The sequence below is a fragment of the Bacillus sp. BD59S genome (genome assembly GCF_007363175.1).
Taxonomy (GTDB): Bacteria; Bacillota; Bacilli; order Bacillales; family Bacillaceae_G; genus Bacillus_A; species Bacillus_A pacificus.
This window is the reverse complement of the sequence record NZ_CP034686.1, coordinates 3,314,322-3,326,682: the sequence shown is the minus strand read 5'-3', so window position 1 is coordinate 3,326,682 and position 12,361 is coordinate 3,314,322. Positions and strand designations below refer to the sequence as shown.

At 36.5% G+C, this 12,361-nt stretch carries 13 protein-coding genes and 1 pseudogene; 10 read left to right on the top strand and 4 right to left on the bottom strand.

Annotation, left to right across the window (positions count from 1 at the left end):
* Positions 1-12: 12 nt before the first annotated feature.
* Complete coding sequence (locus tag EKQ63_RS19290; protein WP_143881421.1) at positions 13-921, bottom strand: EamA family transporter; 909 nt, start codon at positions 919-921, stop codon at positions 13-15.
* 326 nt (positions 922-1,247) lie between these two features.
* Between EKQ63_RS19290 and EKQ63_RS30745 the strand changes: the two are divergent.
* From EKQ63_RS30745 to EKQ63_RS19275, 3 genes and pseudogenes are all read left to right on the top strand, one after another.
* Positions 1,248-1,391: pseudogene (locus EKQ63_RS30745) on the top strand (peptidase T).
* A 16-nt stretch (positions 1,392-1,407) separates the two neighbouring features.
* Positions 1,408-2,115 carry a cytochrome c-type biogenesis protein CcdA gene (ccdA, locus tag EKQ63_RS19280; RefSeq protein WP_087954585.1) on the top strand — a complete coding sequence of 236 codons (708 nt, stop codon included), beginning with the start codon at positions 1,408-1,410 and terminating at the stop codon, positions 2,113-2,115.
* Positions 2,116-2,205: 90 nt separating this feature from the next.
* Entirely contained in the window at positions 2,206-2,712 is a 507-nt protein-coding gene (locus EKQ63_RS19275) for a CcdC family protein (protein ID WP_001028639.1), read from the top strand.
* 131 nt (positions 2,713-2,843) lie between these two features.
* On the opposite strand, the gene EKQ63_RS19270 is transcribed toward EKQ63_RS19275, so the two are convergent.
* On the bottom strand, positions 2,844-3,275 hold the full coding sequence (locus EKQ63_RS19270) for a DUF2621 domain-containing protein (RefSeq protein WP_000889382.1): 432 nt from the start codon (positions 3,273-3,275) through the stop codon (positions 2,844-2,846).
* Positions 3,276-3,378: 103 nt separating this feature from the next.
* Positions 3,379-3,675, bottom strand: a complete 297-nt coding sequence (locus EKQ63_RS19265; RefSeq protein ID WP_000262403.1) for a hypothetical protein — start codon at positions 3,673-3,675, stop codon at positions 3,379-3,381.
* Positions 3,676-3,920: 245 nt separating this feature from the next.
* On the opposite strand from EKQ63_RS19265, the gene EKQ63_RS19255 reads away from it, so the two are divergent.
* Both EKQ63_RS19255 and EKQ63_RS19250 read left to right on the top strand, forming a co-directional pair.
* Positions 3,921-4,508 carry an AAA family ATPase gene (locus tag EKQ63_RS19255; RefSeq protein ID WP_143881420.1) on the top strand — a complete coding sequence of 196 codons (588 nt, stop codon included), beginning with the start codon at positions 3,921-3,923 and terminating at the stop codon, positions 4,506-4,508.
* Positions 4,505-5,077 carry a DJ-1/PfpI family protein gene (locus EKQ63_RS19250; RefSeq protein ID WP_087997358.1) on the top strand — a complete coding sequence of 191 codons (573 nt, stop codon included), beginning with the start codon at positions 4,505-4,507 and terminating at the stop codon, positions 5,075-5,077. Before EKQ63_RS19255 ends, EKQ63_RS19250 begins: the two co-directional genes overlap by 4 nt.
* A gap of 13 nt (positions 5,078-5,090) precedes the next feature.
* Here the strand turns inward: EKQ63_RS19250 and EKQ63_RS19245 are convergent, their stop codons facing one another.
* Entirely contained in the window at positions 5,091-6,038 is a 948-nt protein-coding gene (locus EKQ63_RS19245; RefSeq protein ID WP_140168778.1) for a class I SAM-dependent methyltransferase, read from the bottom strand.
* 194 nt (positions 6,039-6,232) lie between these two features.
* Between EKQ63_RS19245 and hutP the strand changes: the two genes are divergently transcribed.
* The 5 genes from hutP (at position 6,233) to hutG (ending at position 12,211) form a co-directional block, all read left to right on the top strand.
* Positions 6,233-6,673, top strand: coding sequence for a histidine utilization transcription antiterminator HutP (gene hutP, locus EKQ63_RS19240; RefSeq protein WP_000926516.1), 441 nt, complete (start codon positions 6,233-6,235; stop codon positions 6,671-6,673).
* A 104-nt stretch (positions 6,674-6,777) separates the two neighbouring features.
* A complete protein-coding gene (hutH, locus tag EKQ63_RS19235; RefSeq protein WP_087954590.1) occupies positions 6,778-8,295 on the top strand; it encodes a histidine ammonia-lyase in 1,518 nt (505 codons plus the stop codon).
* 23 nt (positions 8,296-8,318) lie between these two features.
* Entirely contained in the window at positions 8,319-9,977 is a 1,659-nt protein-coding gene (gene hutU / locus EKQ63_RS19230; RefSeq protein ID WP_143881419.1) for a urocanate hydratase, read from the top strand.
* Between the two features lie 12 nt (positions 9,978-9,989).
* Positions 9,990-11,261, top strand: coding sequence for an imidazolonepropionase (gene hutI / locus EKQ63_RS19225; RefSeq protein WP_087954592.1), 1,272 nt, complete (start codon positions 9,990-9,992; stop codon positions 11,259-11,261).
* Entirely contained in the window at positions 11,240-12,211 is a 972-nt protein-coding gene (gene hutG, locus EKQ63_RS19220; RefSeq protein ID WP_087954593.1) for a formimidoylglutamase, read from the top strand. The genes hutI and hutG overlap by 22 nt, the downstream gene beginning before the upstream one ends.
* Positions 12,212-12,361: the final 150 nt, after the last annotated feature.

Here is a 12,361-nt window from a genome sequence, read left to right as displayed (position 1 = left end):
ATCCTCTCTCGTTTATGCTGCCAATTTTTTGTGTGTATGATGTTTACGATAACGTCCACGCATTGTATAAGCAATTTGCGGGATTGCAATCCCGATTAAAATAAGTGATACACCGAACCATTGTGAAGATAGTACAGCTTCTTTTAAAATGAATACAGACATAATTGTTGTAACAGGTAGTTCCGCAGCGCCAAGAATAGTTGCTAAGCCAGAACCAATCTTTGGAATACCAATTGTAAAGGCGATAGAAGGAATGACGATACTGAATGTTCCTAAACCTAAACCGTATTTCCAAAGTCCTTCAGAAATTGCACCGTTAAAAATAAATGTTGGAGGGAATACGATCATTACTAAAGTTAAAGCACCAGCCATTAAAAGAACACCGCGTGGTAATGAAGGTACTTCAACAGCAACTTTTCCGCTCACGAAAATGTATGTTGCAAATGTAACAGCAGATAATAAACCTAATATGATTCCAGTCGTATCGAAATCACCTGCTGATTTTTCTAGTAAACCACTTGATAAAAATGTACCTGCAAGTAAGAAAATAACAGAAATAACTTTTTCTCTTGAAGGTAAAGTTTTTGTTGCGACTGCTTCAATAATAATTCCGACCCAAACGAACTGGAATAAAAGTATAATGGCGATAGATGCTGGTACAGTTTTTAATGAAGCATAATAAAAAATTCCAGTGAAACTTGCAGATGTGCCTGCAACGAATAAAATTAATGCTTGTTTTAATGGAACATGATGTCTAGAAAATAGAAGTGTAATAGCAAGCAAAATAATCCAACCGAACAAATATTGGCTGCCAATTACCTCTCCAAGTGAAAATCCTTCTGCATATGCAAGTTTAACGAAAATAGCTAAAATCCCATAACTACACGCTCCTAATAAAACTAAAAGAGAATAACGAAGCATGAAAAATTCCTCCCATCTATATGAAATTGTTCCGTAACGGACATATATAACTAGAGGGAAGTATACAAAATTAAAAATGAAGGGTCAAATAAAAGAAAAGTGTGACATTTTATAGAATAATAATAAAAGTATGATATTTATGCATAATCTTGAAATTAGTAATAATAGAAGTATTGTAAAATCAGGTTTGTACTGTATAAAGACAGCATTTGAAAAAAATATTTTTTAATCAATACGTATATAGACGTATGAATAACATGCTAATCATTTGAGAAACTATATTACCTTTATTATGTTAATAACATTAGAGAGGTTTTGTAGTTTAATTGAGATTTTTCTATATAATAGAAGGGAATGAAAACGTTTTTTTAGAAAAAGTGTGAAAGGATAGTTTTTCTTATTATCACGTTGGAAAAGTGATTTCACGAATTGTTCATAGTATTTTTATATGTTTTTGCTACAATATGTAAGGAGAGGAGTGGAATAATGCAAGATATTAGTATTTTTTTAGCGTTTGGCGCTGGGTTTTTATCATTTATTTCCCCATGTTGCTTACCGCTTTATCCGGCATTTTTATCGTACATAACAGGTATGTCGGTTTCTGAGTTGAAAGAAGAAAATGCAATGCTTCGCAAAAGAAGTATGATACATACAGCGTTTTTCTTACTTGGATTTTCAATTATATTTATTGCAATTGGATTTGGTACAAGCTTTATCGGGGGCATTTTTACGAATTATAAAGATTTAATTAGACAGTTAGGTGGTATATTTATCATCGTGTTCGGTTTAATTATTATCGGTGTATTTAAGCCGAAGTTTTTAATGCAAGACCGTAAATTTACATTTAAGAATCGTCCGAGTGGTTATTTTGGATCCGTATTAATTGGATTGGCGTTTGCCGCAGGATGGACTCCTTGTACTGGACCTATTTTAGTATCGGTAATTGGATTAGCAGCAACGAACCCAGAGTCTGCAATGATTTATATGATTGCATACATACTTGGATTCGCTATCCCGTTTTTCGTACTATCATTCTTTATTACGAAAATGTCTTGGATTAAAAGAAATAGTATGAAGTTCATGAAAATTGGGGGATACGTTATGATTATCATGGGTGTCTTCTTATACTTTAACTGGATGACAAAGATTATTGTATATTTCTCAAGTTTATTTGGTGGTTTTACTGGTTTTTAGTATTATTCTGTGAAAATGTTGGAAATACTAACGGAAAAGCATATAATGAAAGTATATTTTGCATATAGCCACAAAAAAGGATGAGAAAATATGAACATAGTTGTTTTATCCAGTATCGTTGCTGTTTGTATGGCCGTTGGTGCGATGTTTATCCGCTTGAAAGCAGCTAAGAAACCTGCAACATTGAAAAAAATTATACTTCCACCATTTTTTATGAGTACGGGAGCATTGATGTATGTTTTTCCTGAATTTCGATTAACTCCAGCAGAAATGTTAGAAGCAATTGGAGTCGGTTTGTTTTTCTCTATCTTTCTTATTAAAACATCTAAATTTGAAATTAGAGGACAAGAGATTTATTTGAAGCGTTCCAAAGCATTTGTTTTTATATTAATTGGATTACTTGTCGTGCGGATTGTATTTAAAACATACTTAAGCCAATCTCTTGATTTAGGACAACTTAGTGGTATGTTCTTCTTACTGGCATTTGCGATGATTGTGTCATGGAGAATTGCGATGTACCGTTCCTTTACGAAATTACAGAAGGAAATGGAAAAAGAAGATGGTTTTTATAATGAAAAAGATATGAAATTAACGTGAAGTATATATCTGTACAGAAAAAACAGCGTCAAAGACGCTGTTTTTTTTATTGATATTATTAATGATTTTTTGTTCCAATCGCAACGTATAAATTGTTTAGTCTTGCGGTTAAAGTGTTTGAAAAATGAAGATTATTTTGCTAATAAAGTTTTATAATTTGAATAATCAATCTCTTTTTCTTGTAGTTTTTTTACTAAAAATTTATGATCACGTTTCGGTGTAGCGATAATATACCCTTTAATAATTAAATCTTGTGTAATTTGAGAGGCTTTTTCTTGTAATGCAAGCTCTCCGATTTTGCCAGCAATTTTAGATTTAGCAACATCGCGAAATAGTTCTGGAACAGGACTTACGAGCTCTTCTAACAATTGTTTTTGTTCGTCATCCCATAAATGTCTCGTTTTATTAATATAGTGCTCTTCCCAATCTAAAATGGACATACCATCTTCTTTTGGTAATCGTTTTAAAAATTTTCTGAACATAAAATATCCACCGATTGACATAAGTCCTAATAAAATAACAGTCCATAGCACAATAAACCAACTGAACCATCCTTCGAGCAAGTGTATCCCCCCTTAATGATTGCGGTTTTCTTTTATTCATATTATAAACAGTGGGATTCATAGAAAGCAAGAACGCTTGGTCATTTTGACCAAGCGTTATCATTTAAACAAAGTATAGTTGTTCCACACATAAATTATTATTATCATCTTCTACATATTCAATGATTAATGTGCCAACTTTACGATCTTTATCTTCAGTTGTGAAAATAGAGTAAGAAGTAAAACGTGCTGTTGATAGGCCGCTTATATGTGTAGGTAAAGAAATGTAGTCGTTATCGCGGAAGAATTCCATCAGTTCAATATCCTCAAATTCTTTTCGGTCAACTTGTTTGTTTGTATAGCGGCGTTGAAGTTGTTTTAAAGACTCGTTCCAAGAAATTGCTTTTGTGTCGTATACCATTGTTCTATCTCCTTACTGTATGTAATCATTAAGAACATACGTTCTAATCTAGTATACTCTTTTTATTAGAAAAGGGAAAGCAAAAAATAATGTAAGCTTGGATTTCCAAGCTTACATTATTGATGCGTCCGTCATAATCTCTATTTTTTATTATAAGTTACATAAGAATAAGAAACAAGATGATATATATTTTGTTGATGGTTTTAAAAATTCAGTATATTATAGTTTTACTAAAGTGCAAGGGAATGAGAGGAATGGCATATGTAATTTCACTCCAAGGACCGATGGCAAGCGGAAAAACGACATTGGCTAAAAGGCTAGAGCGAAAAGGGCTTTCAGTTATATATGAAAATCCTTATCCAATTGTAAAAAAGCGAAAAGTATTAAATTTGGATATGAATTCAAAAGAAGGGTTTATTCTAAATCAAAAAATGTTTATGGAAGCAAAAATAAAGGAATTTCAAAATGTAAAAGATGCAGTTGTGATTTTTGATCGCGGGCCAGAAGACATTGAGTTTTTTACACTCTTTTATCCAACGATTATAGGAGAAGAGTGGGATATAGAAACCGAATTAAAAGATGAATTATATAAATTAAGAGAATGCCGTTCGGATGCGATTTTTTATTTAGATGTGACGGAAAAAAATGTATATGATAGAAAAAATAATGATAGAGCTAGAAAACGAAGTACATTTGAGGAGCAATTTAAATTAGTAGAAACTGAAAAAGATTGGTATAAACAATTTCCTGTAACTTATGTGGACACGAATAGATTAACAGCGGAAGAGTTAGAGGTATATTTTATGGATTGGTTAAAGGAGAGAGGGATATGAAAAAAATACTTTTATTTGTATATCCAACATTTGCTGAGTTTGAAATTACTGTAGCAACGGCATTGTTGAAAAACAAATATGAAATCATTACAGCGAGTTTAAAGAAAGAATTGATTATAAGTGAAACAGGTTTGCAAGTGCAACCGCATATAGAATTAAGTGAAGTACGTGTAGAAGAATATGAGGGGATTATTATTCCAGGCGGAGATGCGATACATGTGAAGGATGCAGACGGACTCTTTTCAGTTATCCGTCAATTTCACGAACAAGAAAAATTAATAGCTGCTATTTGTGCTGGACCGTATGCGCTAGCAAAAGCAGGCTTATTCAAAGAAATCTCGTATACGGTGACTATGGATTATCAAAAATTAGATTGTTTTCCAGTAGAAAATTTTGTGTATGAAGAAGTTGTGCAACACTCAAATATTATTACAGCACAGGGGCATGCATTTGTACCATTCGGAATAGCGATTGCCTCTTATTTTGGAGTAGCGAATGAACATAATACAAATTTTTATGGTGGTAAGGGCAATGTGATGATGGAGAAGCTTTTGCCAGAAAACGTGTGAAAGCTAGCGAATGCTAGCTTTTTTCTTTTTGACATCGATAAATGGCTAACGTTTTCGGATCGCGCCATATACCGTTATGAAGTGACAATTCATTTTCTATTTCTGCGTTTAGCCATTCTTTCATTTCGGCGTGAAGGTATGTATTATCAGGTATATTTAGCGACGGAAACATGCTAGAAATATAGTTTACAATCGGAGTAGCCTGACGAAAAATAAGAGCATTATGAATAACTGTTTCTTCAACAGTTGGAAAAACAGATTGTAATATCTCTTTACCGTTTTCTAAACAAAATGGAGTGACTGATGATGTTGTTTTCGGTAAATCAAATGCGTCTAACATGCGGTTACACATTTCAACTATACGAGGTAGTGTAACGTTAGAATTTGTTGTAGCTAAAAGTGAGCCACCGGGACGAATTACTTTATGGAATCCTTGAAGTGTTTTTTCGACATTTTTCATGTGATATAACATATGTCTTGCGATAATCCAGTCGTAGCCATTAGCTTCGAAAGGAAGTTTACCAGCGTCACCTTGTCTCCATTCAATTATGCTATTCTTTATTACAGCTTCAGAAAGCATCGTTTTCGATTGATCAAAACCGGTTAGTTGTCCTTTATGACCGTTAGTTTGTAAAAGGGAAAGGAAATTTCCATTAGCGCACCCAACCTCTAATATTTTTTCGTCTCCTTGAAGTTGTAAATGTTCCATGACGACTTTATCTAAATTCACTTGTTTTTCTTCATAATGTTTATGCGTATCAATACGTGTTTGTAAATGGTTACTTACGTTGTATTGGCGTTTTACATCATTCATTTTTTCACACTCCACCTTCGTGCAAAATTGCTGAATCGCATGTGTTAATACGTCGGTTTTCTTTAAGTCTTCGTAATGGAGTGCAGCTTCAAACCTTTCAAGTAATTTTTCTTCAATTCGAAAATGAATATCTTTTCGCTTTGTCATTGAAAATTCGCTCCTTTGCATCTGTTAGTGAGACTATAGCATGCCTGAAAAAATTGTGTAAATTATTTGTGTACACAAATGGAGGGGATGAAAAAATTATTTGAATGTGAGTTTAAACTATTGACGATTTAACCGTTTTCATATATTCTTAAATTAAGAAATATTCAAATAATTAAAAGAAATGAGAGAGTCACATGCTTCTTCAAGGAACACATCGAATTGGTCGTATGGCCATGCTGTTGGCACTTGCGGATGAGAATGAAAGCCCTGTATTATCTATTCCAAAAGGTTGGAAGTATTGTACGGGGAAAGTGGGTTCGATGAATTCGCAAAAGGTTGTCGCAGCAATGGAAACAGCGGCTAAGAGCAACCAAGTTATTGAAACAGACGTTTACAGAGAAACACATGCACTTTATCACGCAATTATGGAAGCTTTGTACGGAGTGACGAGAGGTCAAATTCAGTTAGCAGACGTTCTTCGTACAGTAGGACTTCGCTTTGCGATTGTGCGCGGTACACCATACGACGGAAAAAAAGAAGGCGAATGGGTTGCTGTTGCATTATATGGAACGATTGGTGCACCTGTAAAAGGATCTGAGCATGAGGCGATTGGTTTAGGAATTAATCACATATGATTTGCCCATAGTCTATTAGTTAGAAGGGGGCCTTACTTTTTTTAGGACAGAAGTCTGTCTTAAAAAGATAAGGCCCCCTTTTGCCTTTTTAAGGAGGAAAAAGAATGATTACATTAACAGGACATACATTGACAATTGAAGAAATGAAGAGGTTGTTACATGAAGGGGAAGGTGTAACAGCTTGTCCAACTAGTATGCAAAAGGTGGCAGAGTGCCGAGAAGTAGTTGAGAAAATTGTAGAGGACGGAAAAGTCGTTTACGGTATTACAACTGGATTTGGAAAGTTCAGTGACGTGCTAATTCAAAAAGATGATGTAAAGTCACTTCAGCACAATTTAATTCAGTCACATGCATGTGGGATAGGCGAGCCATTCCCTGAAGAAGTATCACGCGGTATGTTAATTTTACGAGCGAACACGATGCTTAAAGGAGTATCTGGTGTTAGACCGCTCGTTGTAAATATGCTTCTTGAGTTTGTAAATCGTAAAATTCACCCAGTCGTTCCGCAACAAGGTTCACTTGGTGCGAGTGGTGATTTAGCGCCTTTATCTCATCTTGCGCTCGTATTATTAGGCGAAGGTGAAGTGTTCTATAAGGGGAAACGCGTTCATGCAATGGTTGCTCTTACAGAAGAAGGGCTTGAGCCAATTGAACTTGAAGCGAAAGAAGGTCTGGCGTTAATTAATGGTACGCAGGCGATGACAGCGCAAGGAGTTCTTTCTTATATAGAAGCAGAAGCAACGGCGTATCAAGCTGAACTAATTGCTTCGATGACAATTGAAGGGTTACAAGGCATTATTGATGCATTTGATGAAAATGTTCATAAAGCACGTGGTTATAAAGAGCAAGTGGATGTAGCAAGCAGAATTCGTGACATTCTTCATGATAGTAAGTTAACAACAAAACAAGGAGAACTACGTGTACAGGATGCCTATTCACTTCGTTGTATCCCGCAAGTACACGGTGCTTCTTGGCAAGTTTTAAATTATGTGAAAGAAAAATTAGAAATTGAAATGAATGCAGCAACAGATAATCCGTTAATTTTTGATGGCGGAGAAAAAGTAATTTCAGGTGGTAACTTCCATGGTCAACCGATTGCGTTTGCGATGGACTTCTTAAAAGTAGGAATGGCGGAACTTGCAAATATTTCGGAGCGCCGTATTGAACGTTTAGTAAATCCGCAATTAAATGATTTACCACCATTTTTAAGTCCAGAACCAGGATTACAGTCAGGTGCAATGATTATGCAATATGCTGCAGCGTCACTAGTTTCTGAAAATAAAACGTTAGCACATCCGGCGAGTGTAGATTCAATTCCGTCTTCTGCTAACCAAGAAGATCATGTAAGTATGGGAACAATTGCTTCACGCCATGCGCATCAAATTATTCAAAATGCAAGACGTGTTCTTTCAATTGAGATGATTTGTGCAATGCAAGCAGCAGAATATCGCGGTATTGAAAATATGAGTACAGTGACGAAGAGCTTCTATCATCAAGGTCGTCAACAAGTACCTTCTATTACTAATGACCGCATATTCTCAACGGATATTGAAAATATTGCGTATTGGTTAAAAACGAATTATTCAATAAAAGAAAGATTAGATGTAAACGCAGCACTATAAAATGAGAAAAGGGAGAGATTGAAATGGAAAAAGTACAACAAACAATTCGCGCGCCAAGAGGTACTGAGTTACAAACGAAAGGGTGGGTGCAAGAAGCTGCACTTCGTATGTTAATGAACAATTTAGATCCTGAAGTTGCTGAAAAACCAGAAGAATTAGTTGTATATGGCGGGATTGGCCGTGCAGCTCGTAACTGGGAAAGCTATCAGGCGATTGTAGATTCATTAAAAACGTTAGAAAGCGATGAAACGTTACTTGTTCAATCAGGAAAACCAGTTGCTATTTTTAAATCACATGAAGATGCACCGCGCGTTCTGTTAGCGAACTCAAACTTAGTACCAAAATGGGCAAACTGGGATCACTTCCGTGAACTAGAGAAGAAAGGTCTTATGATGTATGGACAAATGACAGCAGGTAGCTGGATTTACATCGGAACACAAGGTATTTTACAAGGAACATATGAAACGTTTGGTGAAGCGGCACGTCAACATTTCGGTGGTTCATTAAAAGGGACATTAACACTTACTGCGGGTTTAGGTGGTATGGGTGGTGCACAACCTCTTGCTGTAACGATGAACGGCGGTGTTGTTATTGCTATTGATGTTGATAAGCGCAGCATCGATCGTCGTATTGAAAAGAGATACTGTGATATGTATACAGAATCATTAGAAGAAGCATTAACGGTTGCGAACGAGTATAAAGAGAAGAAAGAACCAATTTCAATTGGTTTATTAGGAAATGCGGCAGAAATTTTACCAGAGTTAGTGAAGCGTAATATTACGCCAGATTTAGTTACGGATCAAACATCTGCTCATGATCCATTAAATGGCTATACTCCAGTAGGTTACACGTTAGAAGAAGCAGCAAAACTTCGTGAAGAAAATCCAGAACGTTATGTACAATTATCAAAAGAAAGCATGACAAAACATGTGGAAGCAATGCTTGCTATGCAAGCAAAAGGCGCAATTACATTTGATTATGGAAATAACATTCGCCAAGTTGCTTTCGATGAAGGTTTGAAAAATGCATTCGATTTCCCAGGATTCGTTCCAGCATTTATCCGTCCATTATTCTGCGAAGGAAAAGGACCATTCCGCTGGGTAGCACTTTCTGGTGATCCAGAAGATATTTATAAAACAGACGAAGTAATTTTACGTGAATTCGCGGATAATGAGCATTTATGTAATTGGATTCGTATGGCTCGTCAGCAAGTTGAATTCCAAGGTCTTCCATCACGTATTTGCTGGCTTGGTTACGGTGAGCGTGCGAAATTTGGCCGCATAATTAATGAAATGGTTGCAAATGGTGAATTATCAGCACCAATCGTTATCGGTCGTGACCATTTAGATTGCGGATCAGTAGCATCTCCAAACCGTGAAACAGAAGCGATGAAAGACGGTAGTGATGCAGTAGCAGACTGGCCAATTTTAAATGCATTAATTAACAGTGTAAACGGTGCAAGCTGGGTATCTGTTCACCACGGTGGTGGCGTTGGTATGGGTTATTCACTTCACGCTGGAATGGTTATCGTTGCAGATGGAACAGAAGCAGCGGCAAAACGTATTGAGCGCGTATTAACTTCTGACCCTGGTATGGGTGTTGTTCGTCACGTTGATGCAGGGTATGACTTAGCAGTGGAAACTGCGAAAGAAAAAGGCGTTAACATTCCAATGATGAAATAAGGAGGAGAAAACATGCTGGACACTTTACTAATAAATATCGGTCAATTACTAACAATGGATCAAGAAGATGGCTTGTTAAGACGGGAAGCGATGAACACGCTTCCCGTTATCGAAAACGGTGTGGTTGGAATTGAAAATGGTGTAATCACTTTCGTTGGAACAGTGGAAGAAGCGAAAGGACTTCAGGCGAAAGAAGTTATTGATTGCGACGGGAAAATGGTTTCTCCTGGTCTTGTCGACCCGCATACTCATCTTGTATTTGGTGGGTCTCGTGAAAATGAAATCGCACTAAAATTACAAGGAGTTCCGTATTTAGAAATTTTAGAACAAGGCGGAGGTATTCTTTCAACTGTCAATGCAACGAAACAGGCGTCGAAAGAAGAACTTGTTCAAAAAGCGAAATTCCATTTAGACCGTATGCTATCTTTCGGAGTTACTACTGTAGAAGCGAAGAGCGGTTACGGATTAGATGATGAGACGGAATGGAAACAATTAGAGGCAACTGCACAATTACAAAAAGAGCATCCAGTCGATTTAGTTTCCACATTTTTAGGGGCTCATGCAGTTCCGAAAGAATATAAAGGTAGATCGAAAGAATTTTTACAATGGATGTTAGACCTATTACCAGAAATGAAAGAGAAACAATTAGCGGAGTTCGTTGATATTTTCTGTGAAACAGGTGTGTTCTCAGTAGAAGAATCAAAAGAATTTTTATTAAAAGCGAAAGAGCTTGGCTTTGATGTGAAAATTCATGCAGATGAAATCGACCCTCTTGGTGGTGCGGAAGCAGCGGCAGAAATCGGTGCAGCATCAGCAGACCATTTAGTTGGTGCTTCTGATAAAGGAATTGAAATGCTTGCAAACTCTAATACAGTAGCCACTTTATTACCAGGAACAACTTTCTATTTAAATAAAGAAAGTTTTGCACGCGGCCGAAAAATGATTGATGAAGGTGTTGCAGTTGCGTTAGCTACAGACTTTAACCCAGGCAGCTGTCCAACGGAAAATATTCAGCTTATTATGAGCATCGCAATGCTCAAGCTGAAAATGACACCAGAAGAAGTTTGGAACGCCGTAACAGTTAACTCTTCTTACGCAATTAATCGTGGTGATGTAGCTGGGAAAATTAGAATAGGTCGCAAGGCAGATTTAGTGTTATGGGATGCTTATAACTATGCTTACGTACCGTACCATTACGGCGTAAGTCATGTAAATACAGTATGGAAGAATGGTAATATCGCATATACAAGAGGTGAACAATCGTGGAGCACGGCCACTATTTAAAGAGAAATGCCAAGTTTATCGATCGTGAAGTGACAAAATGGAGTGAAATGATTAAAGATTGGGAGGAAGGCGTGGAAATATTCGGTGCGGCCTTAATTGGAGCACCCCTTTCTAAACCGTCTATTAGTCATTCAGGAGCAAGTTTTGCTCCAAAAACAATTCGTGCGATGTTAGATGCATATAGCACGTACGCAATTACAGAAGAACACGATATGAAAGAAAGTGTCTTATATGATTGCGGTGATATTACGATGCATGTGACGGATATAAAAGAAAGTCATAACCGAATTGCAAAAACAGTAAGTCATGTAACGAAAGTAAATCCGAACATGATACCAATCGTTCTTGGTGGGGATCACTCGATTAGTTTTCCGAGTATAACAGGATTTGCAAACAGTAAAGGGAAAATCGGTATTATTCAATTTGATGCCCATCATGATTTGCGTAATTTAGAAGATGGTGGTCCGTCAAATGGTACACCGTTCCGTAGTTTACTAGAAAATGGTGTTATTACAGGAAAACAACTCGTTCAAATCGGTATTCGTAATTTTTCAAATGCACGAGCGTACCATGAATATGCAAAAGAACATGGCGTGACAGTGTATACAATGAAAGATGTACGAGAGCGAGAAATAAAAGATATTATGACGGAAAGTATTGAAGTATTAAGAAAGCAAGGCGTGACTTCTATTTACATTTCTCTTGATATGGATGTACTAGATCAAGCATTTGCGCCAGGGTGTCCAGCGATTGGTCCTGGCGGAATGGACAGTACGACTTTACTTGATGCAATTGAAATTCTTGGCAAAGAGCCGCTTGTTCAAGGGGTGGATATTGTAGAAATTGATCCAACCCTTGATTTCAGAGATATGACGAGTCGAGTAGCTGCACAAGTGATTATGAGTTTTCTTTTGGCGAGAGAGACAGTTAGTAAGCAGGTTAGTATATAGACGGAAAAGTAGATTTTTATTTATGCCATATCAAAAACACATTACTACTCAAATGTAGTGATGTGTTTTTATGTTAAAAGAGAATGAATGTGTGTGGAACAGTTAATAAAATTGCGGTTTTTTACAGTGTATTGTGTGAATTTAAATTCT

What these genes read in the sequence shown, in the direction of transcription:
- EKQ63_RS19290 (WP_143881421.1), bottom strand. Translation starts at nt 921, where the DNA reads ATGCTTCGTTATTCTCTTTTAGTTTTATTAGGAGCGTGTAGTTATGGG.
- ccdA (WP_087954585.1), top strand. Translation starts at nt 1,408, where the DNA reads ATGCAAGATATTAGTATTTTTTTAGCGTTTGGCGCTGGGTTTTTATCA.
- EKQ63_RS19275 (WP_001028639.1), top strand. Translation starts at nt 2,206, where the DNA reads ATGAACATAGTTGTTTTATCCAGTATCGTTGCTGTTTGTATGGCCGTT.
- EKQ63_RS19265 (WP_000262403.1), bottom strand. Translation starts at nt 3,675, where the DNA reads ATGGTATACGACACAAAAGCAATTTCTTGGAACGAGTCTTTAAAACAA.
- EKQ63_RS19255 (WP_143881420.1), top strand. Translation starts at nt 3,921, where the DNA reads ATGAGAGGAATGGCATATGTAATTTCACTCCAAGGACCGATGGCAAGC.
- EKQ63_RS19250 (WP_087997358.1), top strand. Translation starts at nt 4,505, where the DNA reads ATGAAAAAAATACTTTTATTTGTATATCCAACATTTGCTGAGTTTGAA.
- EKQ63_RS19245 (WP_140168778.1), bottom strand. Translation starts at nt 6,038, where the DNA reads ATGACAAAGCGAAAAGATATTCATTTTCGAATTGAAGAAAAATTACTT.
- hutP (WP_000926516.1), top strand. Translation starts at nt 6,233, where the DNA reads ATGCTTCTTCAAGGAACACATCGAATTGGTCGTATGGCCATGCTGTTG.
- hutH (WP_087954590.1), top strand. Translation starts at nt 6,778, where the DNA reads ATGATTACATTAACAGGACATACATTGACAATTGAAGAAATGAAGAGG.
- hutU (WP_143881419.1), top strand. Translation starts at nt 8,319, where the DNA reads ATGGAAAAAGTACAACAAACAATTCGCGCGCCAAGAGGTACTGAGTTA.
- hutI (WP_087954592.1), top strand. Translation starts at nt 9,990, where the DNA reads ATGCTGGACACTTTACTAATAAATATCGGTCAATTACTAACAATGGAT.